Here is a 17,470-nt window from a genome sequence, read left to right on the forward strand (position 1 = left end):
TGCTCTTCAGCGTTTTGATAACTATCTGCCAATAGCGATCAAGGTGAGAGCAAAAGTCCGATGACGACTTCCCAGGAAGTCTGAAACTAAAGTTACCAGCCAGAGTTTACAAACTTAGAGGAATTCTCAATGCGTATCGAACAAGACCTGAAATTGGGTTTTAAAGATGTACTGTTTCGCCCGAAACGCTCCACCCTGAAAAGCCGATCTCAAGTTGAATTAACCCGCGAGTTTACCTTCAAGCACAGCGGTCGTCAATGGTCCGGCGTACCGGTAATCGCCGCCAACATGGACTCTGTAGGCTCTTTCGCCATGGCCGCCTCTCTGGCCAAACACGGCTGTATGACAGCAGTTCACAAGCACTACACTGTGCAAGACTGGAGCGACTTCGTTGCCACTGCTGACACTCAAACTCTGAACAATGTGATGGTCTCTACCGGTACTTCTGATGCTGATTTCCAGAAGACTCAAGACATCATGGCCCTGTCTGATGAGCTGATCTTCATCTGTATCGACATCGCCAACGGTTACTCCGAGCACCTGGTGGAATATGTTCAGCGTGTTCGCGCCCAGTTCCCTGACAAAGTGATCAGTGCGGGTAACGTAGTAACGGGTGACATGGTAGAAGAGCTGATCCTGGCGGGCGCAGATATAGTTAAAGTGGGTATTGGCCCTGGCTCTGTATGTACTACCCGGGTAAAGACTGGTGTGGGTTACCCGCAGCTGTCTGCCATTATCGAGTGCGCTGATGCAGCACACGGTCTGGGCGGTCAAATCATTGGTGACGGCGGTTGTGCCTGTGCCGGTGACGTTGCCAAGGCGTTCGGTGGCGGTGCCGATTTCGTCATGCTGGGTGGCATGCTGGCCGGTCACGAGGAGAGTGGCGGTGAGATAATCGAGCAAGACGGTAAACAGTTTATGAAGTTCTATGGCATGTCTTCTCAGTCTGCCATGGACAAACACTCTGGCGGTGTTGCCAAGTACCGCGCAGCTGAAGGTAAAACTGTATTGCTGCCATTCCGCGGCAGTGTTGAATACACCATCGCCGATATCCTGGGTGGCGTACGTTCAACCTGTACCTATGTAGGTGCGGCCAAGCTGAAAGAGCTGACCAAGCGCACTACCTTTATCCGTGTGCAAGAGCAGGAAAACAACGTATACGGTAAAGAGTGATCTAGTCGCTCTACTCCTTCCCTACTCTCAGGGGAAATAAATTAAGCGCGGGCACTGTCCCGCGCTTTTTGCTATTTTGTCGCACTCCAATATCTACCAAATTAAGATTACTGCACCTTAAGCGGGCAGTACATCTGGCTAAATCCAGGGATATTCTGCTCCCATACCGGTACTTCCTCTCCAACTATCGATCTGAGTAAATCAATAAATGTCTTGGTTTTCATCGGGGCATCACGATGGGGATAGACGGCATAGAAGGTTCCCAGCTCTTCTAACGGCAAGTGTGTCATTACAGGGACTAATCGTCCTTCAAGGACCTCCCGCCCGAGCATCTGCGCGGTGACAACTGCCAACAAATTTCCGGCGACCGCTGCCTGTACGATCATTCTTGCGTCATTCACACGATAAACCGCATTCAAGTGAAAATATTGAGTTTGTTCTCTGTTATCAAGATAGCTGAACTTGTCCAGCAAATTGCCCGGAGCAGAATAGACAGCGGCAGGCGCAGCCTCAAGTTTTGCAATTGTGTCTATCGCCCCAAAACGCTCAATAAAGTCAGGAGAGGCCACAATTAATAAGCGGTTTCGGGCAAGTCTACGGGTAATTAGGCTGGAGTCTCTGGGCTTACCCAAACGAAAGCCCAAATCAAACCCTTCTCCAACAAGATCGACAATCCTGTCTTCCAGTCTCAGCTCTATCTCAACCTGGGGATGCGCTTGTTGAAACGCCAACACCGCTTGCTGTACATATTGGCGGCCAAAATCAGTGGTGCTGGCTATTCTCAATTTACCGGCCAGCTCAGTATGGTAGTTCTGTGCCACCCTCTGGGTATTGTTCAAAAGTGCCCTCAGCTGATGGGCTTGTGACACTACTTCACTGCCTGCTGCGGTCAGCGCCAGCGAACGGGTGGTTCGATTTAGCAGACGCACTCCCAATTCCTGCTCCAATCTGGCGATCTGCTTTGACACCACAGAACGATCCAGGTTGCGCAGATCCGCAACCCGTGAAAACGAGCCTTGCTCAACCACCTCAAGCAAAAGCAATAAACGATTGGAAAAGTCCATAACACCTCATTGTTGCAAATACAGCATCAATATTGTGCCAATTTACGGATTTTTCATCTCCAATAACAGCTTTATATTGCTCAATAACAAACGGGCAAACGGTGCCTTTAAGGAGCAAATTATGACAAGCAAACACTACAGTAAACTGGCTATCAGCGAACAAAATGGCATTGCCACAGTCTCCATCCAAAACCCACCTGTGAATGTGCTGACCATAGACCTGATTAATGAGCTCAATCACTTTATTATGTCACTGCAGGACAACAGGGATATCAAGGTAGTCGTGTTCAAATCCCTTCACGCCGCATTTTTTCTGGCACACCTGGACTTGAACGTTATCAATGGGACTCAGGGCGGACAGGCTGCATCGATTGAATTCAATCACATGATTACCAACATCAAAAAGATGAAGCAGATTTCTGTTGCCGTGGTGGATGGTGTCGCCAGGGGTGGCGGTAACGAGTTTGTGATGGCCTGCGACCTGGCATACGGCACTGAAAATGCGGCGTTTGCCCAGCCTGAGATCCACGTGAATATTCCAACCGGCGGTCAGGGTGCCGTTCAGTTTGCCCGTCGTTTGGGTAAAGGTAAGGCACTGCAGGCTTTACTGCTGGGCAACGACTTCAGCGCCAAACAGGCAGAAGCACTGAATATCATCACCCAATTTGTACCCAAGGCTGAAATGGATACCTTCCTAGCACAAACCCTTGGCGTCATCGCTTCATTGGAAGTGCGCGATATACAGATGTACAAAGAAATTATTGCGACCTCCATCATAGATCAAGAGGCGGGTGCCGAGCTGGAACTGCGCTACTTCCTCAGCCGTGCCGGTGAAAATAAGACGCAGCAGATTATTGAAGCGTTTTTAAAACATGGTGGTCAAACTGAGCGTGAAGCCAGAGACATTCAGGGTATCTTTGTGGATACAGCCCAGGAGTTGGCCACACTGAAGTAATGCTCTACCAGGGTCTGTTGACCTGTGAACATGGCTAGCAAACTTCAACTATACAAGTTCAATATACCCGAGACAGGACGATATAAAGTCGTCCTGTCTGTGTTTACCTACCCCTCAATTTCTATCCAGAATGTGTTTAACTGAGTGGTAAGTCTGGCTCTCACGCAGGGCCAAACCGTGCCAAAACCTTCCTCTATTCGGTCTTGTGCTGTGACCAGAATTTATCTGACGCAATGACAGGGGACTTTTTGATGGACACTATGTTGATCAACTTTCTGGATCTGATGACCAGCCTTTTTCTATTGGCGGTAGGCTGTGTCGTGGTCTGGATTATCTATATGTACTTCGCAGACAAGCACCAGCAAACCCACGCAATTCGCCGCAACTATCCGGTGATTGGCCGTTTCAGATACTTTTTTGAAAAGCAGGGCGAGTTTTTCCGCCAATACTTTTTTGCCCAGGACAGGGAGGAGATGCCCTTTAACCGCGCTGAGCGCAGCTGGGTTTACCGTGCCGCCAAGAATGTTGACCGCACCATAGCTTTTGGCTCTACCCGCAACCTCAACCCCAGCGGCACAATTTTGTTTATGAACCATCCCTTCCCCACGTTGGAGGAGGACGCCTCTCAACCCAGTGATATCACCTTCGGCCCCTCTCAGCCAAAGCCGTTCTCCACCTCTTCGGTATTCAATATCTCGGGTATGAGTTATGGCGCACTTTCTTCCCGCGCTGTGCTGGCGCTATCAAAAGGGGCAAAACAGGCAGGATGCTGGATGAATACAGGAGAAGGTGGGTTGAGCCCCTACCATCTGCAGGGCGGCGCGGACATAGTATTTCAAATTGGTACTGCCAAATATGGCGTGCGGGACAGAGATGGCAAACTGAGCGATGAAAAGCTGAAACAGATCGCCGCTCATGAGCAGGTACGCATGTTTGAGCTCAAACTGAGTCAGGGGGCCAAGCCTGGTAAAGGTGGTATGTTGCCCGGTGCCAAAGTATCCGAAGAGATTGCCAACATCCGCGGTATTCCGGTGGGTCAGGACTCCTACAGTCCAAACCGGCATCCGGATATCAATTCAACCACAGATCTGCTGGATATGGTTGCTCATATCAGACAGGTAACAGGTAAGCCCTGCGGCTTCAAACTTGTGGTGGGACTGTCAGCCTGGTTGGACGACCTGCTGAAGGAGATAAGCGAAAGAGACCCGCAACTTGGCCCGGACTTTATCACCATAGACAGTGCAGATGGCGGCACCGGTGCCGCACCACAACCTTTGATGGACTATGTGGGGCTGCCTCTGCAGGAAAGCCTGCCTTTGGTCATCGCTCTGCGTAAAAAGCATGGGCTGCAGGACAGAATCAGAATCATTGCCTCAGGCAAACTAATCACCCCGGGCAAAGTGGCCTGGGCGCTGGCAACCGGCGCAGACGCCATAGTGTCTGCCAGGGGCAACATGTTCGCCCTTGGCTGCATTCAGGCGCTGCAATGCAACAAAAACACCTGCCCAACCGGGATTACCACTCATAACGTCAAATTGCAGCAAGGGTTGGATGTGGAAGACAAAGCGGAGCGGGTAGCCAACTACAACAAGTACATGCACTACGGCGTGGGCTTGATTGCTCATTCCTGTGGCGTGGATAACGTGCGTAAGCTGTGTCCGGAACATGTGCGCATAGTCTGTGACAACAGCTTGTCAGTGGCGATGGACAAACTCTATGAGCAGTATCATTAGCCCTGCTGTTTTAAACGAGAAACAAACGGCAACACTTGTAAGCCAGATGTTTGTGCAGGCATACTTTCACAGATAACTTATCACTCAAGGAGGATGTGAAATGACACAGGAATACACTGAAGTGAACCGTGATACTGGTGAAGGCAATGCCAAAATTGTGTACCTGCTGTATTTGGTCGGTCTGTTTATTGGGGTTACAGGTATTGTTGGCGTAGTGCTGGCTTATGTGAATCGCAGTGAAGCAGACGACTGGGTGCAGACCCACTATCAGTACCAGATCCGCACCTTCTGGATCGGCCTGCTGCTGATGTTCGTCGGTACAGTGCTGGCTTTGGTGCTGATTGGTTACCTGATCTGGATGTTCTGGCTTGTCTGGTTAATCGTTCGCTGCATTAAAGGCTTCCAGGCGCTGGACAAGAAGCAGCCAATTGACAATCCAACGACCTGGTTGTTCTAACATTACCAATAACTAAAACTAAGGGGAGCCGTGGCTCCCCTTTTTATATTTAGGGTCTGTTGACCTTTCATGGTTGAATTTTGCTCGAGATAGACGCGCTTTAATCGCGACGCAAAGTGTGCCGCCTAGTGGGCCTAAGCAAATACCTTGCAACAAAGAGTAAAGCGCGTATAGCCGAGCCCTTCGGGCAGCGTTTGTCGTCGCTTTCTACTGCATTAACGCTCATTTATGTAGAACAACTACACTTCAATCGCGTTGCTTTGTATAAAACAACGACAAAGAGCTGCAAAAACCATCTCCAAAGGTCAACAGACCCTATTGACTAACGCATTCCCCGCTCTACCTTGATTCTGTCATAGGCCTTTTGCACATCCTGAGCAGTTTGTTTGGCAAGCTCCATCATCTCAGGTGGTAAGCCTTTGGCCACCAATTTATCGGGGTGGTGCTCATTCATCAGTTTACGGTATGCGCGCTTAACATCCTGATCGCTGGATGAGGCAGCAATCCCCAACACCTTATAGGCTTCTTCAATGGGTTGCACCGCAGAGCCGCCGCCCTGACGAAACCGGAATTCAGCCTGCCAACGGCTTAGCAACTCATTCAATGCTGCTGCGTTAAACCCAAGCTCTTTGGCTATCACCTGCAGGATCTGCTGCTCCCTCGGGTGCAGTTCGCCATCAGCCAAAGCGGTCTGGATCTGAATTTCCAGAAACATCTTCAAAAGCTCAGGGCGACCCAGAGTCAGGATCCGGAATGCCCGCAGGCAACCTTTAAGATCAAAATCAGCACCCTTACCATCTCTGAATGCCTGTTGGGCGTCTTTACGGGCCTGTCCATCCAGACGCATTTGATCCATTACTAGGCTGGCCAGACGAATATCATCCTCAGTGACCCGGCCCGATGCTTTGGCAACATGCCCCATCACCGCAAAGGTAGAGTTAAAAAATACCGCCTGACGATTACTTCCATGTCGGCGCATCGCTTTTAATTTACCGGCCCGGGTATCCCACCAATGACCCAACACCAACCCCAGCAGTGCGCCGGCAAACTTGCCGAACATAAAACCTATGCCAACGCCGAAAAACTTCCCCCAAATGCGCATGGAAATTCCTGTAATTATCCTGAGTAAGAGTTAGATATGTGTCAGTCTGGCTTCCAGACCCTTCAACCGCTCAACCGTACCTACGTCGAGCCAATATCCCTGAAAATGCGTGCCCGATATCTTTTGCAATGGCATTTGTTTTCTCAGCAACAATGGTGTCCCGAAAGGCCCCTGCGGTGAATCATCAAAAAGAGCCGGATGATACACGCCCATACCGGCGAATGTCAGCCTGGGTTTATCTTCATCCTCAGAAACCAGACCTTGTTCAAGCACAAAGTCACCATTCGGATGATTCTCTGGGTTGCTCACCAAAAACAGGTGTGCGAGTTTACCTGTCGGCAGCATCAAATCTGATGGCAGGTCATCGATGAAGATATCGCCATTGATGACGAAAAAAGGGTCCTGACCATTTGGGCTCAATAGAGGCAGTGCTTTTTTGATGCCACCGCCGGTTTCCAGCGCGGTACCTTCAGGGCTGTAAATAATCTCCAGCCCCCAGCGGCTGCCATCCCCCAGTGTCTCTTCCAACATATGCCCCAACCAGGCATGATTGATCACCACAGTGCTGAATCCGGCGCGGGCCAGGTTTTCAAGATGGTACTGAATCAGGGGCTTGCCACAGGCTTTTACCAGAGGTTTTGGGCAGGTATCAGTGAGTGGTCGCAAACGCTCGCCGCGTCCTGCGGCCAGAATCATGGCTCTCATGGGTTACAACTGTCCTTTTTTATCAAGTTCGGCAACAACGACCGCTTCAACCCAGTCACCCAAAGCCTGTAATTCAGGATAGCGTCTGGCGATATCAACAATGTAAGTCAGGGTCAGTGGAATATCTTTCAAATAACCACTCTTGCCATCTCTGTGGTGAAGTCGGGCAAAAATGCCCGCCGCCTTGATATGGCGTTGCAGCCCCATCAAATCAAACCACCGACTGAACTGCTGTTCACTGACCTCAGCCGCCAGCATCCCCTGTTGCCTGAGCAGGTTGAAATAGTATTGTCGCAGTTCGCTGACCAACTTATCATCCCAACGCACATAGCAGTCTCGCAGCAGTGAAACCGGGTCGTAGCTGATTGGGCCACAAACTGCATCCTGAAAATCTATCACCACCAACTGATTGTCTTTCACCATCAGATTACGGCTGTGATAGTCCCTGTGCATACCGCCTTTTGGCTGTTCCATAGCGCTGGTTATCAGCAGGTCAAAACATGATTGAAGTAATTGATGGGGCACATGCTCCAGTTGCAGGTGCGCCTGCAGGAGCCACTCGTTGAAGATATCCAGCTCACGTTGGACAAAAGCGGCATCATAATCAGGCAAAGCTTTGGCTCCGGCCTCGGTGACCCGGTAAACCGCAGGAAGCAAATCCAGAGCTTGCTGATACCAGTCAGCAGCATTATCCCGTGTCAGCAGCATACCCAGTTGGATATCTCCAAGATCCTCAAGCAGCATCAATCCCTGAGCTTCATCAGTTGCAATCATTGCAGGGACGTTCAGCCCCGCATCGGCAAATGCCAGATCCATGTCAACAAAGGGCTTGATGGGAACCAGCTCTGGAGGAGAGTCCACTGCAATCAGGGTATTTTTGGCTGTGACAACCCGAAAATAACGGCGAAAACTGGCATCACCGGAGATAAGTTCGATGGAAAAATCGGCGGCTAACTCTTGCTGCAACCATTGGTGCAGACAAAGAAATCTCGGGTCAGACAAGGTCATCTCGTGGCTCTTGGAGAAAAATTGCTTTATTATACCCGCCATAACATCCGGAAACAGCCAAGAGTATGAATTTCTTGGTTTGACTGAGTTGCAAGCGCTTGGATGCAACCTTTCCCTCCGATTTTTGTCCAGACAAAGAAATCACAAATTTTATTGTTCAAGATGCAGATCCGTTACCTTGTGGCCCTGAGCCTGTTACCTCAACTCGTTATTGCAGGCGAAGCCCCCGCTCCGAGCGCATCTCAATGTGTTGTCCAGCCGCCTGTGCCGGTTCCTGCAGTTCAGCCCTCTACTGATGAGAATAATCAGGTTATCCGTATCAGCTCTCAGGACTCTGAAGCTCAGATGGGTAAGCAGGCCAGGTTTTCCGGCGATGTTACTGTGACCCAGGGAAATCGTTTGATTAAAGCTGATGAAGCGGTACTGGATCAGGAGAATGAACAGCTGGATGCCAATGGCAATCTGGTATTTCAGGACAGTGCCTTCACAGTAACGGCTGAGTCTCTGCAGGCACGTATGCAAAATAACAGTGCCACCCTTAAGGGCGCTCAGTATTGGCTCCATGGCCAGCAGGTGCATGGTGACGCCAATGAGTTGGAGATCACCCCGGACAATAATCTGCTGCTGAGTGAAACCAATTTCACCACCTGCCCGCCGGGTGACAGCTCATGGTTGCTGGAAGCAGAGAAGATCAAAATCGACTCCAGTGATGAATGGGGTGAGATCTGGGATGCCAGACTGAGAATCGCGGGCGTTCCCGTGCTCTATGTGCCTTATATGACAGTGCCGGTTTCAGACAAGCGCAAAACCGGCCTGCTGTTCCCCACCTTCAGTACCAGCTCAACCAATGGTGTGGAAGTGGCAGTACCCTGGTATTGGAATATCGCACCTGAATACGATATGACAATTACCCCAAATTACATGTCCAATCGGGGTCTGTTCCTGAAAAACGAATTCCGCTATCTGGCGGGGGATGCGCAGCAGGGCCAAATCAATCTGGAATACCTGGACAAAGACAGAAGTATTTCAGGTAATCCTGACCGTTATCTCTACCACTGGAATCATCAGGGTGCCATCGATAAGAACTGGCGGGTATTGGCTGACTACACAGATGTGTCAGACAACAACTATTTTAACGACCTGAATTCCGACGTGGCTCAGGCCACTGACAACCAGTTGTCCCGTGTGGGTGAGATTGCCTATTTCCAGAACAACTGGAACGCAGGTATTCGTGCGCAGGATATTAAGGTTCTGGGCGAAACCGACGAGCCATATCAGGTAATGCCTCAGGTGAGCTTTAACTACTTCTCTCCTTCACTTTGGCAGAACCTGGACTTCTCTTTCGCATCAGAAGTGACCAACTTCGCCCATAAAGATGCAGGAGAGCTGTCGCTGGCAGGCCAGACAATTCCAACTGCAACCCGACTGCATGTTGAACCTTCGCTCAGTTACCCTATTTATGGTCCGGCAGGCTCATTTGTCAGTGAACTTAAGCTGTATCAGACCAACTACTGGCAGCGTGACTTTGCCAATGACTCAGGTCTGAGTGAACATGTCAGCCGCACCATTCCTCAGGCGCGCCTCTATGGTCAGATTAACTTTGAGCGTCAGACCAAACTGTTTGATGTGAATTACCGTCAGACTCTGGAGCCTCAAATCCAGTATCTGTATGTGGGGTATCAGGATCAGTCAGATATTGGCCTGTACGACACAGCCGCACTGCAAGATGACTTTTACGGCCTGTTCCGCGACCGCAGATATGCAGGTCTGGACCGCATTGCCAACGCCAATCAGGTTACTTTAGGTGTCACCAGCCGCCTGTTCGACGACCATAACGAAGAGCAGCTGAAGTTCAGTATCGGTCAAATCTTTTATCTGGAAGACAATAAGGTCAACCTGTTGCCGGAACTGGTGGAAGAAACTCCGTCGTTCTCAGTGCTGGCTGCCGAGATGGATGCCAAGCTTTACGAAGATTTCTATTTCAGTGGTTCGGTTCAGTACGACACCAAAGAGCAGGACAATAAAAAGTCTGAATTCACTCTGGATTATCGTCCCGGCGCCAACAAGCTGGTACAGCTGAGCTACCGTTATATTCCGGATCTGCTGAACACCAATACCAATGACAGGGTCGACATATCCCAGGCAGGTATTCGTGGTGCCTGGCCCATCCGTGATGACCTCTACTTTGTGGGCAACTGGTACTATGACCTGAATGAAAGCCGCAGTATCGAAACCTATACAGGTATTCAGTATGAATCCTGCTGCTGGGCTGTGCGTCTGAGTTACCACTACCGTATTAAAACCAACTATGACGATGATATCGCCACAGTACCGGATCCCCGTGACCAGTTTGAAAGCGGTGTGTATCTGAACTTTGTGATAAAAGGCTTAGGTGGCTCGGGCCCACTGGGCGTAGCAGATATGCTGAACGAAGGCCTGTTTAACTACCGCAAGCCACTGTACCTGAGAAACTGAAACCGGCTCCATTGAGAGCCCAACCCGCCTCAAGGGCATAAAAATGTGATAGATTGCTGAACCACTTAGCGGACCGGCAGTCCAATAACGAAACCAAATCAGGCATAGGGCCTGATTTTATGAGGCCAAGGATTTTTGGATGAAACCCATTAACAGACTGATTGTAGCTTTTCTGACCCTGGTAATGAGCCAAACGGCTTTTGCCGCCCAGCAACAGCTGGATGCGGTGGCAGTGCAGATTAACGATGGCGTGATTCTGCAAAGTGAAATCGACAATATGATCTCCGAGGTAAAGCGCAATGCTGCCGAGTCCGGTCAGGCGTTGCCTTCTGAGCAGGCGCTGCGCACTCAGGTTATCGAGCGTCTTATTCTGACCCGCCTTCAGCTGCAAATGGCCGATCGCATGGGTCTGCATGTCGGCGATCTGCAGCTCGACCAAACCATAGAGAACATTGCCAAAGAACAGAATATGACTGTTGCTCAGCTGCGTCAGGCGGTTGAGTCATCCGGCATCAGCTTCAGCCAGTACCGTGAACAGTTGCGTGAAGAGATCACCCTGGGTGAAGTCCAGCGTATTCAGGTACAGCGTCGTATCCAAATCTCTCCTCAGGAGATCTCTGCACTGGTCAAAATGATCGAAGAACAGGGCATGAAGAATGTTGAGTTTCAGATTGGCCACATTCTGATTGAACTGCCTTCAAACCCGACTTCCGCTGAACTGGAAGGTGCCCAGAAGCGCGCTGATGCTGTACTTAAGCGACTGAACGAAGGTGCTGACTTCCGTCAGGTAGCCATCGCAGCCTCTTCCGGCCCTAAAGCACTGGAAGGTGGTGTTTGGGATTATATGAACATCAATGAGATGCCTACTCTGTTTGCCGAAGTGGTCAATGGTGCCAAGAAAGGCGATATCATTGGCCCTATCAAGAGTGGCAGCGGTTTCCATATCATCAAGGTAATGGATATCCGCGGTATGCAGACTCAGGAAATCAATGAAGTGAAATCCCGTCACATTCTGCTCAAGCCATCTCCGATTCTTTCCGAAGATAGAGCCAAGGCGATGCTGGATAAGTTTGTGAAAGAGATCCGCGAAGGCAAGGCTGACTTTGCCGACCTGGCCCGTCAGTATTCAGAAGATCCGGGCAGTGCAGCAAAGGGCGGTGAACTGGGCTGGGCGGAGCCAACTCTGTATGTTCCGGCCTTTGCCAACACGCTTAATGAGCTGAAAAAAGGTCAAATCAGTGAGCCATTCCGCTCCAGTCATGGTTGGCACATAGTACAACTTGAAGACCGTCGTACATCCGACGCAACAGACAAGTTCAATACCAACCGCGCACACCAACTGATCTTCCGTCGCAAGTTCAACGAAGAGCTACAGAACTGGCTGGACGAAATGCGCAGTGATGCGTACATTCATGTGTACGACCAAAGCGGAGAGTAACATATTGGATATCAAGCGCATCGCCATTACACCGGGAGAGCCGGCAGGGATAGGCCCGGATCTCGTGGTTCAGTTGGCCCAGCAAGCCTGGGACGCTGAATTGATTGTATGCGCAGATCCCAAACTACTGAAAGCCCGAGCTAAAATGCTCGGGTTACCTCTACAGTTCAGACCCTATCAGCCGGGTCAGGCCCCTAAACCTCAGGAAGCGGGCACCTTAACGATTGTGCCTTTTAGTCTTGAGGCAGAAGCGAAATGCGGTGTGCTTGACGAGGCAAACAGCGCCTATGTAGTGGAAACCCTGCGCTATGCAGGTGAGAAGAATATTGCCGGAGAGTTTGATGCCGTTGTCACAGGTCCTGTGCATAAAGGTATCATCAATCAGGCCGGTATCTCTTTCAGTGGTCACACCGAGTTTTTCGCCCATCAGGCTAACTGCCAGGATGTGGTGATGCTGTTGTCCTGCCCGGGATTACAGGTCGCTCTGGTGACTACACATATACCCCTGGCCTATGTGGCCAAGGCAATTACCCGTGATCGTCTGCACCATATCATCCGCATTCTGCACGATGATCTGGTCAACAAATTTGGTATTGCCGATCCCCGTATCTATGTCTGCGGCCTTAACCCCCATGCGGGTGAAGACGGACACCTGGGTCGGGAAGAGCTGGATGTGATGATTCCAGCCCTTAATGAGCTCAGAGAAGAGCAGATCAGTATCGTCGGCCCGCTGCCGGCAGATACCTTGTTCCAGCCCAAATATCTGCAGGATGCCGATGTTGTGCTGGCCATGTACCATGACCAGGGTTTGCCTGTGCTCAAAGCGCAGGGCTTCGGCAAAGCCGTCAACATTACGCTGGGGCTGCCCTATATCCGCACCTCGGTCGACCATGGTACAGCACTGGAATTGGCAGGCACAGGAAAGGCCGACACAGGCAGTTTTGTCTGTGCCCTGAATAAGGCCATTGAACTGGCCTCAAAGAACTGAAATCTGAGTTAATGAGCAATAAAGTCCATTTAGGCCATACGGCCAGAAAACGCTTTGGTCAGAACTTCCTGACCGATGGCAACGTAATTAATCGCATCGTGGGTGCCATCGCACCGGACAATGACCATGTCATGGTCGAAATTGGCCCGGGTCTGGCGGCATTGACTGAGCCGGTTGCTGAAGCAATCGATAAGCTGACCGTAGTTGAACTGGATAAAGATCTGGTTGAACGTCTCAAGGTTCATCCAACCCTGAAAGATAAGCTGGAGATCCATCAGGGCGATGCTCTGCAGTTTGATTTTTCCAAGCTGTTGGTACCGGGTAAAAAGCTGAAAGTGTTCGGTAACCTGCCTTACAACATCTCTACCCCACTGATGTTCCACCTGTTTGAATATGCCGAACAGATTGAGAACATGCACTTTATGCTGCAAAAAGAGGTGGTATTGCGCCTGTCGGCAGCGCCTGGCAGCAAAGCCTATGGTCGACTGACCGTAATGGCTCAGTATTTCTGTCAGGTTGTACCTGTACTGGAAGTACCGCCTGGCTGCTTTACACCTCCACCAAAAGTGGATTCTGCCGTGGTTCGTCTGGTTCCTTATGAGACCAAGCCATTCCCATGTCAGGATGTCAGTGTACTGCGCCACTTGTGCTCCACTGCATTCAACATGCGCCGCAAGACCTTGAGAAATAACCTCAAGCAACTGCTGAGCGACAGTGATTTCGAAGCTCTGGGTGTTGACGCCAGCCGTCGTCCGGAAGAGATCAGTGTTGAGCAGTATGTGGCCATGGCCAACCTGCTTTGTGACAAGCAAAAGTGATTTGCCGGGCGCCTTTGGGCGCCCACTTCATAACCAGGATAGAAAGATGACCGCATTGGAAGCCAGCATCAGAATCGAAGTGGAAACCGAGTACATAGAACAGCAATCTGACCCGGAACAGGACAAGTTTCTGTTCAGCTATACCATCACTATCTTCAATGAAGGTGCAGCTCCAGCCAAACTGGAAAGCAGACACTGGATCATCACTGACGCCAATGGCCGTACCAGCGAAGTTCAGGGCAGTGGTGTCGTCGGTGAAACTCCCACTATAGACCCCAATACTTCCTATCAATATACCAGTGGTACAGTACTCGAAACCCCGCTGGGTGTAATGGAAGGCAGCTATGACATGCTGTCCTCTGATGGTCAGGTTTTCAAAGCCAATATCCCGGCGTTTCGACTGGCCGTGCCCGGCCTGCTGCACTGATTTACAGGAGTTGTAGTGGCACACTATTTTGTAGGCGACCTGCAGGGTTGCTACGACGAATTCAGGCGCCTGCTCGCCAAGGTGGAATTCAATCCATCCAGAGATCAAATATGGGCCGTTGGTGATCTGGTTGCCAGAGGACCGGGTTCTCTGGATGTATTGCGCTTCTTCGCCAAGCACGAAGGCGCCGCCCATACTGTGCTGGGCAATCATGATCTGCATCTACTGGCCGTCCAGGGTGGACTGAAAAGAGCTAAACCTAGTGACAAACTCGACGCTTTGCTGCAGGCCGAAGATATCCGTTATCTGATCGATTTTGTGCGTGAGCAGCCACTGGTTCATCACTTACCTCAGCAGGATCTGGTGGTCACCCATGCAGGTGTTCCTCCGCAATGGGATCTGGACACCTTGTTGAAGGAGTCTGCATTTGTCAGCAAGGCACTGAAACGGCCCGACTACCTGACTGCACTTATCGCCGAAATGTATGGCACAGATGTGGATACCTGGTCACCGGAACTCAAAGGGCTGAAACGCCGTGTTTACTGCATCAATGCACTGACACGCATGCGTTTTCTTCACGCTGACGGCCGACTGGACTTTGACTGTAAGATGCCCCCCTCTTCAGGAACTCAGGGGGATCTCGCTCCCTGGTTCAACTTCCCCTCTTCCCTGCCCGAAACCACAAAAATAGTGTTCGGTCATTGGGCCGCATTGATGGGAGAGACTCACTCAGATCGCTTCCAGGCGCTGGATACAGGCTGTTGCTGGGGTGAGCACATGACCATTCTTCATCTTGAAACCGGTGAAAAAATTACCCAAAACGCGTTAAAAAGAAGTTAAACTTCCTCCGAGTTCGGCCGATAGTATTAGTCGGCCACATTGGGAGCCTATCCCAATGGTGAAAATCTTCCCTCGTACTGAGTCCAGTCACGCCCGCCGCCAAATTGGGTCAGTGACTATTTCGTCACGGATGTCGAAATTTCCGGTACCGCAGGGCGCAATGCATTTTCATTTGGGTAGAACAGAATAAGAACCGGAGTAACCTATGAAAATCAATATGACGACCAGGGTCATTGGTGGTTTCAGTATTGTCACCCTGTTGCTGGTTGTACTGGGAGGAGACTCCCTGCTCACCCAAAATAACCTCAAGCACACTACCTCCAGCCTTAAAGAGATCAGCATGCCCTCGCTGATCACGACCAACCAGATTGCCGCCAATCTCGCAAGCCAGCAAAGAGTACTGTTAAGCCTCTATCACAGTCAGGCTTCTGCTGATATTCCTGCCCAGGCAGAGCAGCGCAATCAGCAACATCAGACTATTGAGGAGCAGCTGAGCAAACTGCAGCGCCTGCTGGCACAACAGTCTAAAATCAGCGCTCAGTTGCAGCGACTTTCACAGGGCTACACAGACTTCAGTGAGCGGGCTCAGAAGCTTATTCAGGATCATCAGGCCTCACTCAAGCTTAAAGAACAGCTGAATACCCGTCGTGACGACCTTGAGTATGAGCTGGATGATGTCACTTCCAATCTGCTGGATATCATAGATCTGGAAACCAGCAGCGATGATGCCGAACGCCGCATTGCAGCCTCAGCCGTGGCTGTAGACAACAACCTCACCACAGTAGTCAGCACCCTGTACGAATTGGTCGCCGCCAAGGACAGGGAAAAGTACGACCTTATCGTCAATGACCTCAACTATCTGACCAGTGATATTGAAAGCAAGCTCAGCTATCTGCTGCGTCACGGCGAAACCATGAGCAAACTGTCAACGTCGCTTTCAGATATCGACGCAGGACTTAAAAGCGTATTGCAAACCATCAATAGTCAGGATGGCTTGATTCAGGACAAAGCCAGACAGTTAACCAATCAAGAGCAAGCAACGGCAGATCTCAGACAAATTGAAACCGAAGCTGCCAATATCGAAGCGCTGATGACCACCATCAGTGCCGAGATTGAGACCTCTACCGATAAATTAAGTGCCGAAGCGATCAGCTCTATCGAACGGGGAAGTGTCCAGACACTGATACTGATGCTGATTGCTGTTGTGGCCGCAGTCGTTGTGAGCATGGCGGTCATTGGCCCACTTCGCCGCTCTCTGTCCAAGGTAAATCATGCTCTGGATGTCCTGGCCGGCGGTAATCTTACCCATAAGCTCGACGATTCAGGTCATGATGAATTCGGTGAGCTGGCTCGAAACTGTAATCGTCTGATAGACAGTCTGCGCGGCCTGATCCAGGGAATTCTTGACCGCTCCACTCAGCTGGCTGCGGCGGCAGAGGAAACCTCAGCCATCACCACCCAGACAGAGGCGGGAATTCAGGATCAGAGAAGTCAGGTTAATCTGATTGCTCAGGCCACCACAGAGCTGAATGCCCGTTCCCATGATGTGGCACAAAGTGCAACGTCCGCCCTTGAACAGGTCGAAAAGGCAGATGCCGAAGCTCAGCACATGCAAACCATCGCCGACGAAAACAAGCAGATTATTCAGCACCTGGCTGATGAGGTTGCCAAAGCCGGACAGGTCATCAATAAGGTTCATGCGGACAGCGCGTCTATCAGCACCATCCTGGATGTTATCCGTGGTATCGCTGACCAGACCAACCTGTTGGCTTTGAATGCCGCCATTGAGGCTGCCAGAGCCGGTGAACAGGGGCGTGGCTTCGCCGTGGTAGCAGATGAAGTGCGTAGCCTGGCATCACGAACTCAGGACTCCACTCAGGAGATCCATCAGATGATCGAAATTCTGCAAAAAGGTACTCAGGAAGCTGTGGCTGTGATGGAAAATGGCCGTGCCCAGGCTCAGGCCTGTGTTGAGAAAACAGAGCAAGCCAATGAGGCTCTGACCGCCATCAGCGACTCAGTCCACAGGGCATTTGATGCAGGTAATCAAATTACCCATGCTGCCAACGAACAGAGCCAGCTCAGTCAGGATGTGTCCGTTAAACTGGACCACATTGCCGCTATCTCAGAAGAGAGTGCAACCGGTGCAGAGCAGACAGCTATTTCAAGTGCTGAAGTGGCCAAACTGGCAGAAGAACTGCAAAGTTCAGTCAGGGAGTTCAGGGTCTAATCCCAGCCACTCTCCAAAACCCAGGCATAAAAATACCGGACATCAAGTCCGGTATTT

Annotated in this window: 15 protein-coding genes; 11 read left to right on the forward strand and 4 right to left on the reverse strand. The window is 50.7% G+C overall.

Features of this window, described 5'->3' with window-relative positions; genetic code table 11:
• The first annotated feature begins 129 nt into the window (after window positions 1-129).
• Window positions 130-1,173, forward strand: coding sequence for a GMP reductase (locus L2725_RS08305; RefSeq protein WP_249248503.1), 1,044 nt, complete (start codon window positions 130-132; stop codon window positions 1,171-1,173).
• A 107-nt stretch (window positions 1,174-1,280) separates the two neighbouring features.
• Here the strand turns inward: L2725_RS08305 and L2725_RS08310 are convergent, their stop codons facing one another.
• Window positions 1,281-2,237, reverse strand: a complete 957-nt coding sequence (locus L2725_RS08310; RefSeq protein WP_249248505.1) for a LysR family transcriptional regulator — start codon at window positions 2,235-2,237, stop codon at window positions 1,281-1,283.
• Window positions 2,238-2,358: 121 nt separating this feature from the next.
• On the opposite strand from L2725_RS08310, the gene L2725_RS08315 reads away from it, so the two are divergent.
• The 3 genes from L2725_RS08315 (at window position 2,359) to L2725_RS08325 (ending at window position 5,382) form a co-directional block, all read left to right on the forward strand.
• The gene (locus L2725_RS08315; RefSeq protein ID WP_249248506.1) at window positions 2,359-3,192 is read left to right on the forward strand and encodes an enoyl-CoA hydratase/isomerase family protein; all 834 of its coding nucleotides are present in this window, start codon (window positions 2,359-2,361) and stop codon (window positions 3,190-3,192) included.
• A 251-nt stretch (window positions 3,193-3,443) separates the two neighbouring features.
• The gene (locus L2725_RS08320; RefSeq protein ID WP_249248507.1) at window positions 3,444-4,925 is read left to right on the forward strand and encodes an FMN-binding glutamate synthase family protein; all 1,482 of its coding nucleotides are present in this window, start codon (window positions 3,444-3,446) and stop codon (window positions 4,923-4,925) included.
• 100 nt (window positions 4,926-5,025) lie between these two features.
• Window positions 5,026-5,382 carry a DUF4870 family protein gene (locus L2725_RS08325; protein WP_249248508.1) on the forward strand — a complete coding sequence of 119 codons (357 nt, stop codon included), beginning with the start codon at window positions 5,026-5,028 and terminating at the stop codon, window positions 5,380-5,382.
• A 322-nt stretch (window positions 5,383-5,704) separates the two neighbouring features.
• Here L2725_RS08325 and djlA read toward each other — a convergent pair whose 3' ends face one another.
• Genes djlA through L2725_RS08345 form a run of 3 tightly spaced genes read right to left on the reverse strand, consistent with a single transcriptional unit; the run spans window position 5,705 to window position 8,197 of the window.
• Window positions 5,705-6,484 (reverse strand): co-chaperone DjlA, encoded by a 780-nt coding sequence (gene djlA / locus L2725_RS08335; RefSeq protein ID WP_249248510.1) that lies wholly within the window; start codon window positions 6,482-6,484, stop codon window positions 5,705-5,707.
• A 30-nt stretch (window positions 6,485-6,514) separates the two neighbouring features.
• Window positions 6,515-7,189, reverse strand: coding sequence for an N-acetylmuramate alpha-1-phosphate uridylyltransferase MurU (gene murU / locus L2725_RS08340; protein WP_249248511.1), 675 nt, complete (start codon window positions 7,187-7,189; stop codon window positions 6,515-6,517).
• Window positions 7,190-7,192: 3 nt separating this feature from the next.
• Window positions 7,193-8,197, reverse strand: a complete 1,005-nt coding sequence (locus tag L2725_RS08345) for an aminoglycoside phosphotransferase family protein (RefSeq protein WP_346429387.1) — start codon at window positions 8,195-8,197, stop codon at window positions 7,193-7,195.
• Between the two features lie 162 nt (window positions 8,198-8,359).
• On the opposite strand from L2725_RS08345, the gene lptD reads away from it, so the two are divergent.
• The 7 genes from lptD to L2725_RS08380 all read left to right on the forward strand — a co-directional run bounded on the left by lptD (window position 8,360) and on the right by L2725_RS08380 (window position 17,413).
• Window positions 8,360-10,672 carry an LPS assembly protein LptD gene (lptD, locus tag L2725_RS08350; protein WP_249248666.1) on the forward strand — a complete coding sequence of 771 codons (2,313 nt, stop codon included), beginning with the start codon at window positions 8,360-8,362 and terminating at the stop codon, window positions 10,670-10,672.
• A gap of 139 nt (window positions 10,673-10,811) precedes the next feature.
• Window positions 10,812-12,110, forward strand: coding sequence for a peptidylprolyl isomerase SurA (gene surA / locus L2725_RS08355; protein WP_249248513.1), 1,299 nt, complete (start codon window positions 10,812-10,814; stop codon window positions 12,108-12,110).
• A gap of 4 nt (window positions 12,111-12,114) precedes the next feature.
• Entirely contained in the window at window positions 12,115-13,098 is a 984-nt protein-coding gene (pdxA, locus tag L2725_RS08360; RefSeq protein WP_248935551.1) for a 4-hydroxythreonine-4-phosphate dehydrogenase PdxA, read from the forward strand.
• Window positions 13,099-13,109: 11 nt separating this feature from the next.
• Window positions 13,110-13,916, forward strand: a complete 807-nt coding sequence (rsmA, locus tag L2725_RS08365) for a 16S rRNA (adenine(1518)-N(6)/adenine(1519)-N(6))-dimethyltransferase RsmA (protein WP_115136177.1) — start codon at window positions 13,110-13,112, stop codon at window positions 13,914-13,916.
• A 46-nt stretch (window positions 13,917-13,962) separates the two neighbouring features.
• A complete protein-coding gene (apaG, locus tag L2725_RS08370) occupies window positions 13,963-14,343 on the forward strand; it encodes a Co2+/Mg2+ efflux protein ApaG (RefSeq protein WP_115136178.1) in 381 nt (126 codons plus the stop codon).
• Between the two features lie 15 nt (window positions 14,344-14,358).
• Window positions 14,359-15,183, forward strand: coding sequence for a symmetrical bis(5'-nucleosyl)-tetraphosphatase (locus tag L2725_RS08375; protein WP_249248514.1), 825 nt, complete (start codon window positions 14,359-14,361; stop codon window positions 15,181-15,183).
• Window positions 15,184-15,388: 205 nt separating this feature from the next.
• Complete coding sequence (locus tag L2725_RS08380) at window positions 15,389-17,413, forward strand: methyl-accepting chemotaxis protein (RefSeq protein ID WP_249248515.1); 2,025 nt, start codon at window positions 15,389-15,391, stop codon at window positions 17,411-17,413.
• The last annotated feature ends 57 nt before the right edge of the window (window positions 17,414-17,470 follow it).

The sequence above is a fragment of the Shewanella corallii genome (assembly GCF_023349125.1).
Classification (GTDB): domain Bacteria; phylum Pseudomonadota; class Gammaproteobacteria; order Enterobacterales; family Shewanellaceae; genus Shewanella; species Shewanella corallii.

Excerpts from the sequence above, each read along its gene's own strand:
- lptD (WP_249248666.1), top strand. The coding sequence starts at position 8,360 with ATGCAGATCCGTTACCTTGTGGCCCTGAGCCTGTTACCTCAACTCGTT.
- L2725_RS08305 (WP_249248503.1), top strand. The coding sequence starts at position 130 with ATGCGTATCGAACAAGACCTGAAATTGGGTTTTAAAGATGTACTGTTT.
- L2725_RS08325 (WP_249248508.1), top strand. The coding sequence starts at position 5,026 with ATGACACAGGAATACACTGAAGTGAACCGTGATACTGGTGAAGGCAAT.
- L2725_RS08310 (WP_249248505.1), bottom strand. The coding sequence starts at position 2,237 with ATGGACTTTTCCAATCGTTTATTGCTTTTGCTTGAGGTGGTTGAGCAA.
- murU (WP_249248511.1), bottom strand. The coding sequence starts at position 7,189 with ATGAGAGCCATGATTCTGGCCGCAGGACGCGGCGAGCGTTTGCGACCA.
- L2725_RS08315 (WP_249248506.1), top strand. The coding sequence starts at position 2,359 with ATGACAAGCAAACACTACAGTAAACTGGCTATCAGCGAACAAAATGGC.
- surA (WP_249248513.1), top strand. The coding sequence starts at position 10,812 with ATGAAACCCATTAACAGACTGATTGTAGCTTTTCTGACCCTGGTAATG.
- L2725_RS08380 (WP_249248515.1), top strand. The coding sequence starts at position 15,389 with ATGAAAATCAATATGACGACCAGGGTCATTGGTGGTTTCAGTATTGTC.
- L2725_RS08320 (WP_249248507.1), top strand. The coding sequence starts at position 3,444 with ATGGACACTATGTTGATCAACTTTCTGGATCTGATGACCAGCCTTTTT.
- djlA (WP_249248510.1), bottom strand. The coding sequence starts at position 6,484 with ATGCGCATTTGGGGGAAGTTTTTCGGCGTTGGCATAGGTTTTATGTTC.
- rsmA (WP_115136177.1), top strand. The coding sequence starts at position 13,110 with ATGAGCAATAAAGTCCATTTAGGCCATACGGCCAGAAAACGCTTTGGT.
- apaG (WP_115136178.1), top strand. The coding sequence starts at position 13,963 with ATGACCGCATTGGAAGCCAGCATCAGAATCGAAGTGGAAACCGAGTAC.
- L2725_RS08345 (WP_346429387.1), bottom strand. The coding sequence starts at position 8,197 with ATGACCTTGTCTGACCCGAGATTTCTTTGTCTGCACCAATGGTTGCAG.